The sequence below is a fragment of the Mesorhizobium sp. C120A genome (assembly GCF_030323105.1).
Taxonomy (GTDB): domain Bacteria; phylum Pseudomonadota; class Alphaproteobacteria; order Rhizobiales; family Rhizobiaceae; genus Mesorhizobium.
Genome location: NZ_CP100476.1, coordinates 6,119,869 through 6,140,323 on the forward strand (window position 1 = coordinate 6,119,869; position 20,455 = coordinate 6,140,323).

A 20,455-nucleotide genomic window follows, 5' to 3' on the forward strand; every position below is an offset into this window, starting at 1 on the left:
GCTACGGCTCGCAAAGAGCGTCGTAAGGCTTGCGGAGCCGCCCCTCAGCTCCCGTCGAGGAGCAATCCACAATTCACATATTTGGAGATGGCTCGCTGGTTTACCGGTCTGCGAGCCCTGCAAGCCCTGCAAGCCCATGCTTCAGATGCCGCCCGTGCAGAGGTATTTCATTTCGAGGTAGTCCTCGAGGCAATGGCGGGAACCCTGCGTCAGCGGGAGCGTCAGCTACATAGTCGATAACACGCGCTTTTTACCTCGGTCTCGGCTCGCAACGATGGATTGCTAACGGCGAACTCATGCTGGTCGGCAAGGCGATACTGGCTGGAGCATCAACTCGGCCGACGAGAGTGGCCACACCATCCTAGACAGGATCGGCCGATATGCCCGGCATCGCCGCTCTGCAAAAAGCACAGCGGGCATCCAGACGTTGCCGGGTTGACTATGGGTGTCCGAACCGCGAAAAGAGGCCGCTCTTTATGAGTGGCGTGCGCTTGCAGTCTAACCCCAAGCCCCCCGCCCGGGCTGCCGGCGCGCTTCTAGGAACATCGAGGTAGATGACGAGACTCCGAACTAAATTTCCAAAGCTATCGGTGGATTCACATTTCAAGCCCAATCGATTTCCTACAGCCAGGCGCGAACGTTCGATTGGAACATTCAGAATTCACATCAAGGTGCACCGCTATTGCGTCCCGAACAGGTTCGGCTGCTCGATGACGACTACGAGATTGTTCTCATCAAAGGTCTGCCACCATTAAAATTGAGGAAGGTGCGATATTTTCGGATCGCATTCTGAAACGCATCTTTGAAAGCCAGACAGGCGCCCTCCCGGAGCCGGCGCCCTTGACGGGAGCAGAGGAGGCGCTCTCCGCAGAATCTCAACTCGGTGACCCGCTGTGTGAATTGGCGCAGGACTTTGACGATACAGTTTGATGTGAGGCTAGTATGAACCCGCGAAATAGAAATCCATCCCGTGTAACAGCTTTGTCGCAGGTGCAGGACGCCGGCTTGGAAGACGGGCAAGCGGTCCAGGCCCGGCGAGTGGGCTTTGAGCAGCACGTGTCCGAGGCGCTCCGGCCGCTGTTCGATGGTCGAGCTGACGAGCCGCCTACCGGTCCAGAGGAGCTTCTGCGACTGGAAAAGGGGTTTCGCGAGGTGCTTCAGCGAGGGCAGGATCATCAAGCCGCCTCGTCTTTTTTCAGCGATCCAAGGATGCCCGCTGGACGGGATGACCCCAAGGGAAGCGTGTCGGACGCTTTCGCAGCAGCCGGCTCTAGGCACGCCGGAGTTGAGGCCGCCGCCCCGCCAGTGTTAGCTGCCAGCCAACAGCAGATCCGGCCCTCGCCAGTTGCGTTTGACCGACCGGTATCATCCTCGGCTGCTGCAGGCGTGCGCTTGTATGCCCCTTCGATGATCTCTCGGAAGACCAGTTCCGAAAACTGCAATCAGTTGCCCGCCTTGTGCTGCCGCCTCGCCGTCGAGGTCGAAACGCCCGCGAATCAATGGAAGGTCAGCGGGCCATGGGGGCAGAGTGCAACGGCGTCTACACCGCCTATTTGAGGGGAGAGGTACACTTGGCTTTCCTGTTCCAGCAGCATCCGGCCGCACACCGACGCGATGGGGAGCTAGAATTCAAATCGGACCTTCGCAAGGCACGCACCGCGGATCAAACGCCGTTCGTTTGGGAAAAATGGCTCAGTACCGACAAAGCTTCTGTAATGGCCCTAGTGGCCTCGGTCGCGCTCTTGGTCGCGATACAGTGGCAAGACCCCCAGATCAACGAGGCGGTCCTAAGCGAACTGCGGACGATTCAGATCAACTACGCATTGCTCCAGCGAGACGTCGCCCGCGCAGACATGGTATTGGACTTCCGTTCCGTTGCTTCTACCGGGCAAGCATTAAAAAGGAACCTTCAAAACTACCAACGCCTTGTTGAGATCTCGCCCAATGAGAGCTCCGGGGTGCACTCCAGGTTGGTTGCACAGCTCAAAAATTCCCTCGAAAACACAGAAGCTGCCATCTCGGCCTCGGCCGCGCAAAATGAGCTTCTGCAAAGCTCTCTGGTACGCTTTGCTCGCTCGGCTAATCGCCTTCGGGGGGGAGTGTCGAACAGGCCTGAATTTTCCAATCTGATCCTTCAATTTTCGGCCAGACCGGGATTCAGCCTCGCATTACAAATCGATCAGTCTCTCCGCCGACTTCCTCCTAGCCAGGACCAAGTCACGGAGGATGTTGCCCGCGAGGGCCGCGCTATCCTGTCCTCAATGTTGAGGTTGGACCGCGCTGTCAATCGGATCCCATCCTTCGACACGTTCGCCAAGGCTGCCGAATTGGAGCGAGAACATCTGAAAGCCTACAGCTTCGCCAGCGCGCAAGCGCAGCGTACACGACTTTTCTTTGGCTTGGTGTCCATATGCCTCTGCTTGTTTGCGACCATTCGAGCCTCCACGCTGCATGTGCGGACGAACCGGTTGGAAAGGCGGTTAGAGCTTGAAGCGGCGATGAGTGAGATCGAAGCTTGTTTCATCGACAGTCAAGCAACGAAGGCTTCGCGGCGCTTCTCCACCGAAGCAGCGCTTAGACTCATTCAATGCGTTTTCGATGCGGATCAATGCGCGCTTGCTCTGGTGGATCCGAGTATCAGCAGGAATACCGAGTACTTTGTCGCGAACAAGCGCATGCGCGTCTGGAACGCCACGCTAATCCATGAAGTCGTCTCACTTGTACACCCGGAACAGCCAGTGTTTCGCGTCGTTCCGGCGTCGGAAGTGGTTCGGACTGCCGTAGGCACTACCGGCGTTTGTCAAATTGTTGGTTGCCGGGCCTCCGATCAGCAGGCTGCGGTTTGTATCCTTGTTTTTGAAGGAGATCGCTCACCACCCTCCACAGACGACCTCCTGGTTCTAGCGAGCGCTACTGTGCGTTTAGGCAACCATCTTGAAATGCAACGTGTACACACGGAACGTAACCTTTTTGAGAGTCGATGGGAGCATGCGGAAAGGCTGACGGCTGTCGGCACAATCGCAAGCGGCGTTACACATGAATTCAATAATGTTCTAGGAGCAATAGTCGGCTACGCAGAGATGGCTAAAGGTCTTGTGCGTCGCCCCTCGAGAATTCGGGGCCACATCGGCCAAATTATCTTGGCCAGCAACCGAGCCAAACTGATTATTGATCAAATTTTGTCACTAAGCCGAAATCGGAAGCGCGTGACGATGCCTTTCGACGTCTCGGAGAGTTTAATGGATCTCGCGCCATTGCTGCGGGTTACACTTCGTGCGGATGTTCAGTTGAATTTCAAGATCAACGAGTGGCAAACGGTGATCGAGGGCAGCCCGACCGAGATACAGCAGATCCTTATGAATCTATGCAAGAACGCATCGGAGGCTCTCTTGAATGAGGGCCGTGTCGAGATTAGCGTTTCTCGCGCTCACGTCTGTCAAACGAAGCCCGTGGCTAAGGGCACCTTGAAACCGGGAGATTACGTTCTCCTCTCCATCAGCGACGATGGCCAAGGAATCGCAAGTTCGGTGCTTCCGCATATCTTTGAGCCCTTTTTTACCACGCGCTCTCGCGTCGGCGGGACCGGACTGGGTCTTGCTGCAGTGGACCGCCATGTGAGCGCGCTCGCAGGATGCCTTGACGTCACCTCGGCTGTTGGCCGAGGTACACGCTTCGATCTCTACTTACCGGCCTGCGCTGAGGAGCAGGTCAGAGCTGATAGCGCTTTCGGCCCATGCGATGGATCACTTGGCAACGGAGAAATCATTGCAGTCGTTGACCCCGATCCAGCAGCGTTGGAGATCTACAAGGATAAGATCGCCGCGCTGGGTTATAAGCCGGTCGGCTTCGCGACCTTCGAGAGTCTTTGCGACTGGATCGAGAGCGGGAAGGCAGCCGACCTCCTAATTTTCGATAAAGCGACTTTCCTCGGGCCAGGACAGCCCGAAGCCGTACGTACCACCCTGATGACGGTGCCCATCATCGTCGTTGGTGGAAGCGACCCCATGCCGATCACATCTGGTAATCAGACCTTCGTCCTTTGGCTAGCCAAACCGGTCTCGTCCAGGACGATGGAGCATGCAATTCGTAGGATGATAATGGCATGATGCCGCCGACGCGCTCAGGATACCGAGCTGTCGAGGCAGTCGGAGGCGGAGCCGGCTGGGATCCAGCAAATACAAGAGCGTCGGACGATCTCTGCGCACCCGGCTCATGGCGAGTTCCCCTCGAACACTGTCGTCGGCTTCCGCTCAAGGAAGGCTCCCCGACCACGGCAAACCTGCCGCCGTGCTCGTGACCGTCAAGGACAAGTCGCCGCGCGATGGGGTCTGCGGGCCTCCATCCTTGAAGTCACTGCGCGCTGGCGGCGACAGGCGACGGGCAATATAAGGTCGGGACGAGGAGATGGTCGCCAATCGGTCACGCAAGATGGTTGACGAGATGACTCGAGAGCAAAGCTTGACAATCATCGCCCCATTCACGCCAGACTTCTCCTGTGCGTTCATCATCGGCCACGGCTCCTCGCTGCCCCGACAAGGCTATCGCCGCCCGGCCGGGCAAGCGATATCCCAGGTTCCGACGTGTTCCTTTCATGCTTGATGGACCTAGGCCCCGGCAGGCATGTGGCTGGGTTCTCGGTCGCGGATCTGTGAGGCAAGCACGGGGTAAGCGACGGCTCGACCCACCATTGGGAAGGCCGGCTTCGGCACGGAGGTGCGGCCTCGGCGTTGAGAGGCATCGGATCGGGTGTAGCAGGACTTTCGAACTAACTGCCGACAACACACTGGATAGGCCGTTCTCGTCGTTCGGTCCAGTTCACCAACGCCTATGTCGACATTTTACGGCGCTTCACTACTAACCGGGCACCGCACGATGGCAGCTCGTTCTCTCCGGCAAAAGGTACTCCCTGTGTTAGCTTCCGTGTTGTGTGCTTGCCCTCAACTGCGGGATACGTAAGGCCATCCCTAAAAGCATCGAATGCGGCAGCAACAGCGCGAATCCCAAGCGATGCTCCGCCGTACGCGGACAAGACCGTTTTCGAAGTCCACTAGTCCGTCCTTGGCCAGCATCGCCAAACGCTCATCTGAACCGCGAAGACGGATCGGATCAGATCCGTGGGCGACACAGATTGCCGGCACGTCAGCCTCGAAATCGCACATTAATCGCTCGATGATTGCGGCTCGCACGCGGTCGTCGTCTGTGAGGCGATGGCCCTTCGATGTCGCCAGTCGGCCAACTGCGATGTGCTGGATGTAGATATCCCGTGTAACTTCGTTTTGAACGTACCCCTGGCCGATGCGGCCGATAGCCGACGCGCCGAAACCGATCAGGGTTCTGCAGGTATCGGCAGAGTAGCCCAACGAGTTACGTCGCAGGCGACCGGTTTCCTGTGCCAGCGCGAGCTCGTCGTGCGGCAAGGCGAAATGGTCGAGCCCGATCTCCCGGTAGCCGGCGGCAACCAGCGTCACGGCGACAGCCGCATGCTGTTCAGCGCGGGCAGCGCTGGCAAGCCGGTCGGGGCGCATGGCGACCGCTGCCCTCGCCGTCTCGACCCACGACACCACCGTTTGACGCGGCAGGCGTCCCACGGTGATAACAAACCAGTCAGCTCCGCCTGGGAAATTTTGCCAGCTTGCCGGATCCGACGAGATAATGCAGCGCTGGGACGGACTTTGCTCGCCAGCTAGCGACCGTGGTGATCTCTGCCAAAAGGACGAGGCCATGAACGCGATCGGCGCTAACGGTGGGCGTTTGTATAAGCCTTGGGGTGGGAACTGGGCCTTCTATGCTGGCGCCACATACAAGCTCAACGAGACAACTTCGTTCTACCTTCGGCTCTCCCGGTGACCAGCTCTCAGTAGCGTCGCGGCAAACGTTGCCTATGGGCTTCTTTTCGATTTCACAGCTACGGCGACTCCAAACTCAGCAGTCGGCAAGATGGAAGCTTCCAACGGGAACTGCCCAATGCGAACAAGAAGAGCAGTGTCGGCAGTAATCCTGCGCTTCGAACGCTCATCCTAACGCCGTGAAGCGTTGAGCTCCGAGGTTGGGCAGACCAAGCCCGCAACACGCTCCAAGAGAACGGCGCATAGAAGCCATACGAGATTGCAGCCTAGCTGTTTAGTCCCAAGGTTTGATGGGTTGGATCGAGCCTGAATCGTTCGGGCTCTTTTGTCCAGATTTTGCAGATGTATTCAAAGGGCGTGAGGCCCTTGAGGGTCTTCAGTCGACGGCCGAAATTATAGGCTAAGACGAAATCGGCGAGATGCTGGCGCAGTTGGTCATGGCTCTCGTAGTAGAAGCGTTTGACGGTCGCATCCTTGATCGTGCGGTTCATGCGTTCGACCTGGCCGTTGGTCCATGGGTGCCTTGGCTTTGTCGTTCGGTGGTCGATATCGGCCTTGGCGCAAGTATGTTCGAAGGCGTGCGCCCATATGATTTCTCCCGCCGCCATGGCTTCCTTGATCAGCGGAACGGCCGAGCCGCCGGCACCTGGGGTCGTGAACTGAATGCCGTTGTCGGTAAGCACTGTGTGGATCTTGTAAGGGACAGCATCAAGAAGATGGCGCAGGAAATCGGCGGAGACCGCTGTCGTTGCCTTCTCGTGCAGCTCGACGAAAGCGAACTTCGAGGTCCGATCTATGGCCACGAACATATGCAGCTTGCCCTGCTCGGTTCGGACCTCGGCGACGTCGATATGGAAGTAGCCGATTGGATAGGCCTTGAACTTCTTCCTTGCCGGCTTGTCGCCCTCGACATCCGGCAACCTGCCTATCCCGTGACGCTGCAGGCAGCGATGCAAGGATGACCGCGACAGATGCGGGATCGTCGGTTGGAGAGCATAGAGGCAATCGTCCAGTGGCAGCAGCGTATAACGCCGAAAGGCGACGATGACCGCCTCTTCCTCAGTCGATAGCACTGTCGACTTCGGATCTCTGGGGCCAGTCGGAAGATCGGCGGCCGACGTCCGGTTCCTCCACTTCCTAACCGTCTTCTGATTGATGCCGTAGCGCTTCGCCAGCGCCCTCAGGCTCTCTTGACTATGCTGTATCGCTCGACGGATCGCCTCTGTCGTCGTGGCGCTCCCATGAAGAACCTGGCCCATAGCGCATCCTTTGATTCGGACGAAAAGTATGCGCCATCAAAGCCTGGGATCAAACACCTAGCCTTCGGGGCCGGACGTTGTTTCATATCAGACCGGTGGGGATGAAGCCTGCCATCCAGCACCCGGTCAGTTTCAGGTCAAACTTGAAATCCCAGTCGGGTCAGAACGCGATCAACTGGCAGTCCGACGCACTTAAAAATGACAAATGGATCGCCTGCTTTTGGGCCATCCATGGGGAATTCGGGCGCGAGAGAACAAGCTCACACAGCATAAGCGAAGCTCCAGGCGAATCTTGCGCTGGCCGAGGCAGAACCATGTTTAAAGCTGCCTGTTTTCCACCTCGAACCTGTCTGAGTCCGGCCGATCGTCATAGATCGGCCAAAGCATCGGCCAGATGGCTCCCCCAATTACGGTTTGTGCATGGTTGTCAGTACGATAGGCCTGCCGAACATCGGCCATGATCATCATCGGCAGCATCGATTTGTGTCCAAGCCTGGCGACGTCGGCTGTTTTGGGCAAAAGCCTGCACTCGCGTACCGCAGCCAACCTCGCCCATCTCGTGCGCATCATGAACACCTACTACAGCAACCTGATCGAAGGCCACGATACGCGCCCGCGCGACATCGAAGGGCGCTGGTCGGAATTTCGATGTTCTTGCACCTCAGCTCAATACACAAGGTTTTGGGAGCCGCAGCCGACTTAGGAGAGGAAGGCGAACAGGCGGCCGAGCAAGCCATGAACCAGTCCGATTTTGACACCACCTTCGAGAAAAAGTTGGACATTGAGTTAGAGGATGCGCGAGTCGTTTACATGGGCGATTTGGCTGATGGTAACGCCTTCGACCCCCGGTTGCTTCAAATCTTCAGTGTTGAATATGAGACCACCGTAGCCTTGAGCGACAAGCTTGTCGTTGCGACCATGGTCGTCGAAGTCGAGGTTGAAGTGGACTTGGAGTACGAAGACCGCAGCGAGGGTGGGTACGACAGCGAAGAGGGTGTTTGGCATGGTGCCCAAACTGCCACAACCGCACTGGCCGAGCCTGTTAAGGTGCTCGTTCTTGTTGAGATTGAGCGAAATAGCGGGAAGGTGCGGGCCGCCAAGCTTATCAAACGAGAGATCTATTTTTACCACTCGGTGTACGACTACCGGTAAGAGCCGCTTCAGTGATCCCACAGGGCGGCGTAGCACGTCACTTCTGAGATAGAGCTTCGCTTTTCGTTGAGTTGGATGCGGCAGTCGGATGCCAGTTTACATAGTACGCGCGGTAATGCAGCATATTGGTTCCAGTCCGAGCAGCGGGCACGCCATCGCCATATTCACATAGACCATGGAGCCGTCGGCGACTGGCAGAGTTCGCGCCATCTGATTGCGGACATTATTCGCGGTGTTGGCAACCCTGTGGACTTTCGGGGATGCGATGGTGAATTCGCCATCAGGCAGATCGTGAACGCATGGAATGGCTTTTCCGCCTGAACCGCTCAACCAACGCCCGGATGCACTTGCGGGAAAATGGCTGCCGATTGTGTCGACACACCGTTACGGCATTGCGAAGCCATCAATCTTCGTCCTGACAAAACCGCATTGTAGATTTCCCGTTCGTTCTCTATCTCTCTTGCAGTGCCTTGCGGGGGATGAGCACATGGCAGAGCCCATAGATTTCGATAACTTACCGGAGAATCCGTTCCAGGCGTTCGTCATCCTCGTGGGGTTGTTCGATGAGCAGCTTGCCGAGGACATCCGAGGCAACGAGGAGGGTGACACCCGCCTCGCCCTTATCAGTCACATGAACAAGATTACCGGTGCCGCGAGGGCGCTGCATATCGAGGCGCTGAGAGATTGGGAGCTGCCCGACTACGACAACACGTACAACGTCCACCGCGAATTCGACCTTGCCACCAAGAGCATCGTCCTGCAAATCCAGATTCAGAAGGCCCGCATCGGTGCCATCTACTCGGTCGAGCTGGACGCTGCCACCAAGGCTCGCATCCACAACCTCGTCAATGAAATCCGCCAGTTGGTTGAAGCCGCCGACCTTGAAGTCGGCAAAAAGAACTCGCTATTTTCCAATCTCAACGCGTTCGACGCGGACGTTGACCGCGCGCGGACGCGGTTCGACAACGGGATGCTGATGGGCATCTCCATCGCCGACCTCATCAACAAAGGCGCCAACGCCTTGAAACCAGCCAACGAGCTGCTGAAGCGTATCAATGAGCTTCTTGGCGGTGCGAAGACCAAGGAAGCCGCCCCAGAGAAGCTGCCGTCCCCGGACGACATCAAACGCGTCGAAAAGCCAAGGAAGCAAATCCAGGACTTCAGGCGCGCAAGCCGAGAGCTGGACGACGAAATTCCATTCTGACGGCTTGCAGGCTGATTCCCCTCCAGCTCCTCGCTCCGGGCCTGCACCTGCGCTCGCATCTTCGCCTGGTCGCCGTTGTACACGTTGAAGGCTGCGAACAGCTTCATCACGTCCTCCTCCAGTTCGGTGCCGCGGTGGACGCTCGGCATCAGAACCTCAGAAAGAGATCGGAGCGCTGCCATCAGGGTTTCGCGATCGGCCGGAGCCATCTCGGGTTTCGCCGACAGATTCTCAGCCCCACGCTCCCCGCTACTGCCAGCGCCTGTTCCGTGGCGGTGATCCACGACTGCACTGACGCAAGTCCTCCACCAGCCGTTCCGCCAGCGCCACTGCCTCGTCCGCCGTAGCGGGCGGAGCGACGGTAATGAGGGCGCCAGGTTGCGAGCAAGTCAGCCTCGATACCGTCGCCGATGCCAGCTTAGGCTTGCCCGATGGTGAGGCCGACCTTACTCGCTTCCGACCTAAGCATCTTCATGAGGGAGGGATTTGGCAGTTCAGTGACCTCTACCAGCGTAAAGTCACCTCCATCCGAAGTGACACTCATCCGCTGGAATTTTTCTGTCATAATGCGATCGATAAAGCCCTGAATACGGGCAGGAGCATCTGGTCCATTGCCCTGTATGCCTAACGTGTAGGTCTGCGGAGAAATATTCCCAGCCTTGCCGAACCTAAAAGCTGCCGCGCGAGTGAACCCCTGCTCAGGCCTTTCGAGCGCGCTGACCCGGTTTAGAATTGCATCGAGCTGATTCTGAAAGATCTTCTCTGCAGGCGTGGCCGACTGTGCGAACTCCACTTTCCCGCGAGAAAATGTGACCGGGTTGTCCACCTCGTACCCATCGGCCAGCACTGCCTCAATAGCCATCTTGAGCGCGCCCTGAGCAAGCTCTAGGTCTTTAGGTCTTTTCCGGGAAAAGCTGAGTGTGCGGAATGACGCAATATCGAAGGGAATAGGCTGCTTTTCCAGGCGCACTGGATAATGGGCTTCTGGGTCATGTGCCGGATCCCGATTTCATAAAAGGCGTTCGGGTTCAGAGTTGTTAAATCAGCCACAACCAATTCAGCGTCCAGCAGGGCGGTGATGACCTGGGCATCAATGCGGCCTGGTTCTGCGATCTTGTCCGCCCGCTTCACCTCAAACTCAGGGAAATGCTCGGCAAAAACCGGTTCAACGATGCCCTCAAGGAACCAGTCCGCGTGAATTCTTTCGTCGCTATCATCGCCACCAATCGGCCCGACTACAAAGCAAAGCTTTTTCGCTTCTTTCTTGGCCATAATCCCCCCTGGTCACTATCCGCCGATGTCTACTGCCTGAGAGGTATCGTTGAGCAAACGACCTTCTTGTCAGCATCTGGCACGCCTGCCTCTTCCAAAAGCGCGACCGTCGCCTCCCGCAGTTGGTCAGGAAACTCGGTTGGGCCGATGATTATGCGATCGACTAGCTTGGGCAGCTCCGCACCAACAAATCCCTCCTCCGGGTAGTCCTTGAAAGGAATGCTGTATACGACTTGCGGCACCCCCCGTATTAGCTCGATGCTCTTCACGAGCTTGTGCTCTGTCGAAAACCGCGGGTCGAAAATGACGCGCCACTCGCGCTCCTCTTTGAAGCCGGGGTGCTTGGTGCAAAGAACCGCAAAACGGAATGCATTAAACAGCGAGTTGATAAGCGCTTGCCGGCCATTTGCCTTAAGCATGTCTTGGTGGGTTTTAATCCCATCCGTCACCCGATTGAATTGCGTTACGAACCCCCGCTCATCGAGATACGCTACCGGCGATGACACGACGCCGAGAACCGTACTGGATGAATAGAACGCCTCTGGATTTAAGACCACAGCCACGCCAGAAGGCCCGCCGTAGGCTCGCCACATTGAGAGGCGTCCGAGATCGTCTTCATCGCTGTCATGCTCCGAGAGACAGCTTATGTAAGTTTCCCTTCCGAAAAGGGGAACCCAGCCCCTGAGAAGGTCGGCTATTTCCTGGGAAATGCCTTCAAACAGGCCATCGATAGTTTGCCGAAACCGATCGCCGTCAGGACTGTCCCAGGCGTTCGCTAAACAGCTGCTTCCGTGTTCGATTTCCATAAAGTCGTTCATCACCTTCGCGTTGCGAAGCCGCATTCTGTTGGACCTCACGATGTGAAAAGCGGTCTCGGCGCTGCAGTAATGAACAAAGCGAGATTTCTTCGTCATGGCGACCATGTACTGGTCGACGGCGTGAGGGTGGAAAATTCCGAAATTAAGAAGCTCTTCTGGCGTTATCCGCATATCAGTACCTGTCTGCGTCGGTGTCCGCTCTGGTGCCTCATTGCCGGATCGCACCCGGTAATCTTTCAGATCCTTACCGGGCTCGAAATGCCACCGGAAGGCCTCCTCTGCCTTTTTTTCCCACCCTGGCCCGTCCGGCCCTTCTTTTTGTGGGCAGTCCAGTACTTGAACTGCGGCACCGAACGCCGTGGTTTGGCGGTGTCATCGGCGGGGCCAGCTTGCTTGACTTTTAGCTCCGCAAGGTTCTTTTCACGCTCTGCTATCTGCTCAATTTCTGGACTGACTCTAAGCCGAAACAGTCGCATCCTTCATTCGGGGTGAGAGGGCGTGGGGAAAATCCAGCATCATATCGGTGCCGACCTGGCTGACCAGCGGCGCAAGAACGCCAAGAAGCGGCGGCGCGGCTTATGGCGGCTTGAGTATCTGTTTGCACGGTACCCGTAGCCGTGGTCGTCTCGCAGAACCCCGGCATCATCGGCGCGACGCCCAGCCTCATGCAGCTTACCGACGAAGTTGATGACGATACATCTCCAAACGCCTCTCTATTGTCCACGGGTGCGGGATGCACGATCAAGGGCAACATCAGCATCAACACCGGCGAGCACATCTACCATGTACCCGGACAGCAACACTACTCCGAGACAAAAATCAGCCCGCAGTATGGTGAGCGATGGTTCTGCAGCGAAGCAGAGGCGCGGGCGGCCGGATGGCGCCGAGCAAAGCGATAGTAATAAATTCGGATTTCTCCGCGACCGCCAAATTTTGAAACGACGACCAGCCATCACAGGTTGCGATGCTCATCTTCTCCCGACGTACGCTGCAATCCGTCATTGATACGGTCTCTGGTCACACACCGGATTCGCAGTTGCGTTCCCTTATCAACGCGGTGGAGAAACCGAACAAGAACGGGATACCTGGAGTCTGGGAGCTTTACCTTTTGGCCGGCCATATTCTGGCGCACAACGCCAAGGTTGAGCCAACGCTCGCCAACGGGAAGAAGCCTGATATCTTGCTGCCAGAGCATCTTATCTATGCCGACGTAAAGGCGATTTCTGATGATCAAGCTCACCACGACTATCCGATTGAATTCTTTATTGAAACTTTTTCGGATCAGATATTGCGCCGCTTGCCGGTGATGGGGAATTTTCAAGTTGATTTCGGATCACGCAAGGCTTCGATAGATGGCCAATTGGTGTCAGTCCCTGTGCTGCCACCGAAAGCAGATATTGCTCAGATCACAAAACAGATTGCCTTGGACCTGAGACTGCAGGGCGGCGATTTTAAACGCCCTTTCGAATATTTGATCGTTTTCGACGGCGTGCCGACCAAAATATCGTTCACGCCTGGCCGCCATGACTTTCCGACGCTTGGTTGGAATTCGGCGCATTTCACGACACATCGCAGACACGATCGCGAGGTCGATTCTGTTGCAAAAAGCGCTCTCGACGGTGCTCGACCGCAGTTGGAGTCATCACCGGAAGGGTCCCTCAGAGGTGTTTACCTTTGCGATGGCGGCACGGAGCTCTGGACAAAAGGGGCAGCACATAAAACTTTCCCGATACATGACATAGTACGCCGCTATATCGCTTCGTCGTCGTGGCTCGACTTCGTCGTGCTCTTTTCCGTGGAGCAGGAGCGAGATCCGACAGATCGGATGGCACCGTCTCTGCGATCACGACGGGCGACGTACAGGGTCAGCCATAGCGTCATGGCTCGCGATGAGGCAATTCGTGACAAAGTCTATCGCCTAGTACGGGAAGCGTTAGCCAAGCTGGATTCCCCGCTCCAGAATATTGAGAGTGCTTACCTCAATCGCATGAACACAGCGACAAGTATTGGCTTTCGAGGAGGCTGGACGACTATGGGAGACGACAAGTTTCGCATCCCCGCGCGATCGCTCGGCGAAATACTCGCTGGCGGCAACGCTCGATCGATTTTGGACGGCGACGAGGACCGTCTTTGGATCTCAGAGAGGCTGGCACAATGCCACCGCGATGGAAGGATGATCGTCAAGACCGAGCTGGTGAGCGGCCGACCAAGTGACGACGATTGGATCGACATCACATTCGGACCCAAAGATGCAGCTGTCTCCCCACTTGAGTTGCCAGCAAGCAAAAAGAAGGATCCTAGCTAAAACGTCTCGATAGCGTCCCGGCGTGTAGTGATGGCTGACAACGACCGACCGAAACCACCCGATGAGCACCTGATAGAGTTTCTTGACGGGCTGCGACCATTCGCAGCAACGTTCTGCATATGTGTTGCTGGGGAGTAGAGATCGCCGGTCTTGTTGAACTCACCACGATGGACCTCCTCCAATAGTGAAGGACTTCTTAGCGGAGGAGCCCTGACTTAGGGCGTATCGGTGCGGACAGCTCATTGGCGTAACCGAAATTGTACTCGCGCCGCCAAAAGTAAATGAAGAGCTAAACCAGAAAATCTACGAAGAAACTGGTCACGAGGCGTTTCGAGATGCTGCCATCCGCGCTCCATTGAATGAACGTCACTTTGAGCGCGCTCGCCAACAATTCGCTGAACTGCGGCGGACATCCCTGAGTCCTGAATCTCTTTCGCTATGGCGAGAGATCTACCGGGATTGACGCCCAGTGAAACCAAGACTGCCGCAGCGGCGTCTTGACCGACTGCCCGCCGGCTGTCTGTTCGACATCGTTTCATAGCGACCACCAAGCCAGCGCCAGCACGACGCCCGCGGCGAGGGTGAAGGCGAGGAAATGTATCATGCGGCATCGTCCGGCCTTCCGCCCGGCAAGACCGTGAGCCGCGGTTTGGCTTTGCCGGGCAGGATCCCCACGCCTATCGTGCCTGCGACTAGATGCTGCAGGCGCGGGATATGCGAGATGTCAGCGACGGCGGTGAAGGAGCGCGCGCACATACTCCGATTCTTATCGCTTGGGAGGCCCAAAGCGCATGACGCCTAACAGGAATGTCATTAGCGGTTGAAACGAGTTGGATCTGAACACGGCACGCCGGCCCTCCTCCGACTTGAACTCCACATTCGGATGTCAATTAAGATTATCCGATGGGAAATTCTGTGAACCCAGCCTCCTGCGCGAGCGCGCGCAATTTGGCTGGAGGAGCCAGACAAAAAGTTCGAAAAGCTTCCATAGAACCCCAGTCGATGGTCAATTGTAGAACCGTCTGACTGTCCTCCTAGGGGTCGACAGCGGTCAGTCCGCTTATGGGAGCGGATGGCGGAAGGCTGCGGTTCGGCTCTCGACCGCATTGCCGCCGCTCCTGCGCTCCGGTAGGACTGCTTTTAGCCCTTAGCGGACTTGTGTCTCGGCTTTCCTGGTAAGCCTGCACCGCGGATGGCCAGTGGATGCCGCAAGCTGCCAATCCGCCTTAATTTCGTAACTCCGACTCAGTCGCTTTCTACAACGTAGTGCTCCCTAATCTCTTTTTCTTCGTAGAGATCATCACTAACCATCGCCACGATGATGGCGGCGACGGCAAAGCACAGATCAACGTCGGCCTTAGCAATCGGCTCTGTTTTCGTGTTGTGAGCGATAGCGTTTCTGAGTTTTTCGCACTTGTCGAAACCGTTCTTAACGTCTCCCCATATCTTCACTTTATCGAGGCCGCCGACAGATGGTGGCATGTTCGCCTTTATGATCGCCTGCAGTTTCTGCATCAGTCGGATGTCAGGTTTGATCCGCTGATCGTCGGATTGCCCCTTGTTGAGTTTCTCACGCTCCGATTCAACGAAGCTGTCGAGTGCCGAAAAATATGAGAAAAATGCCTGCTTGAGCTTTCCCTCTTCCTCGAACGCGAAACCTTCGGCAATCGCTTCCGCAGCATATCCGATACGACTGCTTTCTCCGGAGTAGGAGGCCACGATGAAATTGAAGCGCACATCCATGTTCATTTCCATGGAAGTACCAGACAAGCTTCCCCTGACCAGTGCTCGGCACCCAAAGCGGTCTGCCATCTGGAGTTCCAAGGCAAGCTTCCCTGTGCTTTCAGAAGTTGCTTTCGGTAGCTCATATTCGGGATCATCGTGCGGGTCATCGTCAACGAAGTACCCATAGTCGTCCAGTATCAAACTATGGATGAAAATCGCTTCGTCCGAGAGATCGAACTCGTGCCAGACTGGGTAGTCCTTATCGGTTCCCCCGTCGTACGGGATGAAATCGAAGTCGGGAAGGAGTTCAGTGGTCCTATAGACGCGCTTGACCTCGGAGGCCTCCAATTTAAGGCAAACACCGAGCTTGTCCTGGCTCAACGCCTCCGTCAGCTTACTCATGAATTCGACCTCGAATCTTGCAGAGCATTCATATCCAGATTCTGCAGATCACGTCGTCTGCGTGAGTACAACCATCAATGACTGAAACCCATGGGGGATTTATGACCACTTCCGCCGGCCAAAAACCAAGCTTGATGGACTTTGCTCGCGCAAAAACTTTGTTGGCGGCTCGACTTCGCAAACTCGAAGCGACCGGCACGAGTGGATTTGAAGGTCTCATGCGAGACGTCCTGTCAGAAACCACAGGTCAGCTGTTCAGGTTGGCCAAATCAGGCCCGCAGGCAGGATCCGATGTCCGGACGATCGAGCACAATACATTTCGCCTCGGTCTGGAAGCCAAAAGATATGGCGCGAAAACACGGCTTAGCCTTGATCAGATGAAGGCAAAGGTCGTCGACTCCGCTCTTCAAAGCGACCCTGTCGATCTATGGATACTGGCTGCCTCGCGGGAGATCCCGGTCACCGATATCGAAGCGCTCCGAGACATCGGAAACCGCCTGGGAGTAGCTGTGCTGGTCCTCGATTGGCCAAGCCACAAAGACTCGCTTCCCGACTTGGCGGTCCTTTGCCTTGAAGCGCCAGTCGCCATGGCGCGCCACTTTGGGAACGACCGATCTCTGCGGGACGTGGTCAGAGCAATTGGATCCCACCCGGATTTCGCAAAGTCTCGCGAGAGGGTCCGCCAAAGGCTGCTGGACGCCGATATCGGATATGCGGCAGCTGTGAGCGCCATGAAGACCTGGATTGAGGTTGGTTTGTCCAATCCCATGAACGCGGCATCACGTCTTGGCGGGAGCTTTAACAATCTGCATGACCCTGCCGTGAGGAAAGTCTTACGGCCATCGCTGAACGAACAGCTCGACAAATGGCTCATCAGCGGTCGACCTGCGGTTCTGCTCGGCGATGAAGGCATGGGGAAAACCTGGTCCTTCTTGTCCTGGTGGGCAGCGAATTCCGCAGACGGCCGTAATCTGCCTCTGTCGGTTTTCGTCTCGGCCAATGACGTCCGGGACGACAACGCCGAGGAGCTGCTGGCCAAGGTTCTAGCCAGACGGCTCGGCCATGGCGATGCGACGTTCTGGCTACGCAGAGTTGGGCTCTGGCAGCGCGCCGATTTCGCCGGTCAGCAGTTCATTCTGGTCGTCGATGGACTGAACCAGAATTGGCGAAAACGCGATTGGTCGGATTTCCTGCAACCGCTCTACGACGAGCGCTGGAAAGGTCGCTTTGCCGTTCTGACCAGCTGCTGGCCAGACCATTGGGCCGATCTGCACAGGCTGGCGCCGTTGGCTCCCCGTCCGGATGAAATTCGTGTTGGTCCCTTCAGCAACGACGAGCTGAAAGCGCTGTTGAAGTTGCACGCGGTGGAGGGTGAGGCGTTTGGAGATCGGATGCTGGATCTTATGAAGGTGCCGCGTCTCTCCCAGTTGGCTATCGAACGGCGTGAGGCCCTCGCGCCAACAGGCGACATAACGCCCGAGCGGCTCGCATACGAAGATTGGAAGCACAGGGTAGGTCGGCGCGGAGCAGCGCTGGCGATTTCCGATGAGGAATTCCGAGATTTCATCCGCGATCTCGGCAGCGGCGTGAAGGTTTCGCTCGATGACGCAATGTTCACCCGCGTTGATCTGGTTACCAAACTGGGCCGGGAGAGCGGCAAGGGCCAGGACGACCTTCGCGAAACCGTGGCGGAGCTGATCGCCGGGCGTTGGCTGGAAGCAGGTGACGGTCCTCATCGGTTTAAACTCCGCAAGGAGCTTACGCCTTTCGTGCTCGGCCTAATATTGGCGGCTGAACTGAGAGGCCTGGGCGATGAAGGCGAGGCCGCTGCCATCATCGCCACGTTCGTAGATCCCTACAAGGGGCAACGGCTCGGCGTTTCGATCCTGCGAGCGACAGCAACAATCGCGCTCCTGGACGGGCTTGTCGGCCGGCCTGCTCGGCGTGCCATCGTTCATCGGTGGGTAGCCGAACAAAACTTCTCTCAGGTGGACTATGATGCTTTCTGGCGTTTGATCGGCCTGGATTTTGAACTTTTTTGCCAGATTGCTGAGGAGACCTGGCTCGCCCGGTCCGGCAACAGATCGATGGATGAAATCCTTATCAAGGGACTGGCACGAGCCCATTCCTTCGCAGAGATCGCGCCACGCCTCGTCAGGCAGGTGACGATCTGGCTGGGATGGCTCTGGGCAGACCCAGACGACGGACGCTTCCTTGGTAAGATTGATCCGAACTCCGAGCGATCGGTCACAAATCGCAAGCGAACTCATGACAACCTGAAACGATGGAATGACTCGCCGATATCGTCGACCTGCCCGACCGTTGAACTGGTGGCCACGGGCGACGTGAGTTGGCTCGCTCACCGGGTGTTCGGGATTCTTTCGTTCCTGCCGCTGCAGGCATTCACTGACGCGTTCCTGGCCTGGGCAATCAGCCGGGCAATCATGGCCACCGCCAATCATTTCGAGGAGCTGGCCTGGGTCTTGCGCCTGGGCGGCGGCAAATCTGGCGATTTTCATGCCGCGCTGCTGAAAGCCGTGGACGAACTGACCGCAACAGGTGATGACATTGCGCTAACTGGCGGGCAATGGCTTCTGGAGGCTTTTGGAGACGCTGTCGCCGGGACGCACTTGGCTGCGTTAGTAAAGGACAAATCACCTACACTATTTGCAGACCGCGCGGATACCCAAAGTCCGCTTGATCCGAACGCATGCGTAGCGAACCATGATGCCAAGTTCGCAGGCGACCAGCTTTGGCTGCTCGGGCGCCAGTCGAGTGATGACGACAATCGTTTTGAGCGCCTAAAAGCTATGTTGGCCCGCACAGACCCAAATCTCCTGCAACAAATCGTTCGCTTGGCGGCCCTGAGCGCCCCGGGGCGAAACGAACTCGAATTGCAACGTCTTGTGGCCGAGGCCAACCGACTTTCGCTACTGTATAGACAGGAGGAGAGACTTCTAATCGCCGATGCCATCAAGGATTTGATCGACGCCTCGGCCATCGCCAAGGACGATGATCTTCCTTGGTGGCGAGCACGCGAGCTGGAATTGCGTCTTTGGGACCTCGAACCGGAACAACTGCTGGATAGAGTGCTCGACGATTGTCTGAAGCTGCCGATCCTCGCCAGGATCGAGAAGGTGCTGCTGCGTTGTGGACAATCAGCCATACGATCGCGCCTTTCCAGATTCCCGCTAACCGGTCCTCGCGATGACGTGCTCAGCGGGCTTCTGCTCCTGGGCGCCATAGCTGATGAAGAGGCTCTGGATGGTTGGTCAGATTTGGCGCCACTTGTCAGCAGCGTGGACGCAGAAATACGCGGCGCCGCTTTCGAACTGGCACCAGAGACACGCGACACTCAGGTGCTGCAGGCGATCGCCGATAGCGGATGGAAAGCTGCGGAAGCGAACAACCTCAAAGACCGCTGCCGGGGATCATTGGCGTTGCTGGCTGCAAGCGAGATTCTGCAACGCCCGGAACTGATGGAAGAGGCGGATCCCGAAATCTGGGCCGTCATGCTTCAACGAAATCCTGAAGACCCGGTCGCGCTGCAAAAATATCATGACTTCGTTCGCGGTGCCTTCGATAGGCTGGATCAAAAGGGAGGCTCCTGGTCCTACCCGAGATATTGGGCAAACCACGACCTGCCGATGACCATCTTGATTGCGAAGCAAGGGGCGAGCCTCGTGGCCTGGTTGAACGCTTGGCTCGACGAGCGTAACCACATTTCGAACGTTGATACGCTCGATGAATTTCCTCTCATTGCCCTGTGTGAGGGACTCATTCGATCCTTGCCCGCGGCTGGCATCCCGTTGTGGCGGAAGTTGAATGACGCAAGGGACCGAGGCATCATAAAGAACCCTCGGATAACCCTGTTGCCAGTTGAGGCGCCAGCATGCGCTGCCGGAGATGAAGGACGCCGGGAGGCTCTTGACCTCTGCACGACTGACAATGTGTTGCTTGACATGGCGAGGGCCGCCATCCAGCACGGCCAATCGAGCTGGCTTGAGGCCACCATCCGAGATGACGAGGCCAGTGGCGATGCGGCCCGGATCGCGCGGGCTTATACGCTCCTGGGTTTCTGCGATCTGACACCCGCATTCGAAAAGATATGGACCGAGTTCGAGGCGAGGAAGCCACGAACAGGCTGGCTGGCCGAGGTTTACGCGACTGGCAGTGATCACTATCGTCGAAACAGATGGGCGCGCGAGTGGTATCGACGCTACCTACACGCCGCTGATCAAGCGACCGCATTTGCCGCCCACGAAGTTCTCGCGAAGACGATCGACGGGCGAGGCAACCTTTGGATCAAGGGTAAGGATATTGAGCTGCTCACGACTCCGGTCGGGCGACACTGGGACACGAACCTGACCGTGCTGAACCAAGCCATCAAGAGCAGAAGCGAAACCCTTCAGGATAGGCTTTATGGCGCGAGAATCATGAGGCAAACCCAATCGCCTTGGCTCTGACGGGGA

Annotated in this window: 13 protein-coding genes and 2 pseudogenes; 9 read left to right on the plus strand and 6 right to left on the minus strand. The window is 57.0% G+C overall.

Annotation, left to right across the window (positions count from 1 at the left end):
• Positions 1 to 553: 553 nt before the first annotated feature.
• Positions 554 to 930: pseudogene (locus NL532_RS29745) on the plus strand (type IV secretory system conjugative DNA transfer family protein); the annotation flags it as partial.
• A 641-nt stretch (positions 931 to 1,571) separates the two neighbouring features.
• Positions 1,572 to 4,106, plus strand: a complete 2,535-nt coding sequence (locus tag NL532_RS29750; protein ID WP_031196191.1) for a two-component system VirA-like sensor kinase — start codon at positions 1,572 to 1,574, stop codon at positions 4,104 to 4,106.
• Positions 4,107 to 4,960: 854 nt separating this feature from the next.
• On the opposite strand, the pseudogene NL532_RS29755 reads toward NL532_RS29750, so the two are convergent.
• A pseudogene (locus tag NL532_RS29755) lies at positions 4,961 to 5,579 on the minus strand (oxygen-independent coproporphyrinogen III oxidase); the annotation flags it as partial.
• Between the two features lie 142 nt (positions 5,580 to 5,721).
• On the opposite strand from NL532_RS29755, the gene NL532_RS29760 reads away from it, so the two are divergent.
• Positions 5,722 to 5,847 (plus strand): porin, encoded by a 126-nt coding sequence (locus NL532_RS29760; protein WP_245260350.1) that lies wholly within the window; start codon positions 5,722 to 5,724, stop codon positions 5,845 to 5,847.
• Between the two features lie 265 nt (positions 5,848 to 6,112).
• Here the strand turns inward: NL532_RS29760 and NL532_RS29765 are convergent, their stop codons facing one another.
• A complete protein-coding gene (locus NL532_RS29765; RefSeq protein WP_023697158.1) occupies positions 6,113 to 7,105 on the minus strand; it encodes an IS481 family transposase in 993 nt (330 codons plus the stop codon).
• A 457-nt stretch (positions 7,106 to 7,562) separates the two neighbouring features.
• On the opposite strand from NL532_RS29765, the gene NL532_RS29770 reads away from it, so the two are divergent.
• The 3 genes from NL532_RS29770 (at position 7,563) to NL532_RS29780 (ending at position 9,461) form a co-directional block, all read left to right on the plus strand.
• Entirely contained in the window at positions 7,563 to 7,808 is a 246-nt protein-coding gene (locus NL532_RS29770; RefSeq protein ID WP_081731043.1) for a hypothetical protein, read from the plus strand.
• Between the two features lie 32 nt (positions 7,809 to 7,840).
• On the plus strand, positions 7,841 to 8,257 hold the full coding sequence (locus NL532_RS29775) for a hypothetical protein (protein ID WP_081731044.1): 417 nt from the start codon (positions 7,841 to 7,843) through the stop codon (positions 8,255 to 8,257).
• Positions 8,258 to 8,744: 487 nt separating this feature from the next.
• Positions 8,745 to 9,461, plus strand: coding sequence for a hypothetical protein (locus NL532_RS29780; protein WP_023697161.1), 717 nt, complete (start codon positions 8,745 to 8,747; stop codon positions 9,459 to 9,461).
• Between the two features lie 418 nt (positions 9,462 to 9,879).
• On the opposite strand, the gene NL532_RS29785 is transcribed toward NL532_RS29780, so the two are convergent.
• Genes NL532_RS29785 through NL532_RS29795 form a run of 3 tightly spaced genes read right to left on the minus strand, consistent with a single transcriptional unit; the run spans position 9,880 to position 11,722 of the window.
• Positions 9,880 to 10,323, minus strand: a complete 444-nt coding sequence (locus NL532_RS29785) for a hypothetical protein (protein WP_023697162.1) — start codon at positions 10,321 to 10,323, stop codon at positions 9,880 to 9,882.
• 23 nt (positions 10,324 to 10,346) lie between these two features.
• On the minus strand, positions 10,347 to 10,733 hold the full coding sequence (locus tag NL532_RS29790) for a hypothetical protein (RefSeq protein WP_023697163.1): 387 nt from the start codon (positions 10,731 to 10,733) through the stop codon (positions 10,347 to 10,349).
• Positions 10,734 to 10,762: 29 nt separating this feature from the next.
• Positions 10,763 to 11,722, minus strand: a complete 960-nt coding sequence (locus NL532_RS29795; protein ID WP_031196130.1) for a DUF2971 domain-containing protein — start codon at positions 11,720 to 11,722, stop codon at positions 10,763 to 10,765.
• Between the two features lie 446 nt (positions 11,723 to 12,168).
• Between NL532_RS29795 and NL532_RS29800 the strand changes: the two genes are divergently transcribed.
• Positions 12,169 to 12,450 (plus strand): sunset domain-containing protein, encoded by a 282-nt coding sequence (locus NL532_RS29800; RefSeq protein WP_023833143.1) that lies wholly within the window; start codon positions 12,169 to 12,171, stop codon positions 12,448 to 12,450.
• A gap of 65 nt (positions 12,451 to 12,515) precedes the next feature.
• Positions 12,516 to 13,856 (plus strand): hypothetical protein, encoded by a 1,341-nt coding sequence (locus NL532_RS29805; RefSeq protein WP_023829681.1) that lies wholly within the window; start codon positions 12,516 to 12,518, stop codon positions 13,854 to 13,856.
• Between the two features lie 1,245 nt (positions 13,857 to 15,101).
• Here NL532_RS29805 and NL532_RS29810 read toward each other — a convergent pair.
• Positions 15,102 to 15,983, minus strand: a complete 882-nt coding sequence (locus NL532_RS29810) for a hypothetical protein (RefSeq protein WP_023697168.1) — start codon at positions 15,981 to 15,983, stop codon at positions 15,102 to 15,104.
• Between the two features lie 101 nt (positions 15,984 to 16,084).
• Here NL532_RS29810 and NL532_RS29815 point away from each other — a divergent pair, with 101 nt between their 5' ends.
• Positions 16,085 to 20,449, plus strand: coding sequence for an NACHT domain-containing protein (locus NL532_RS29815; protein WP_031203442.1), 4,365 nt, complete (start codon positions 16,085 to 16,087; stop codon positions 20,447 to 20,449).
• Positions 20,450 to 20,455 lie beyond the last annotated feature (6 nt).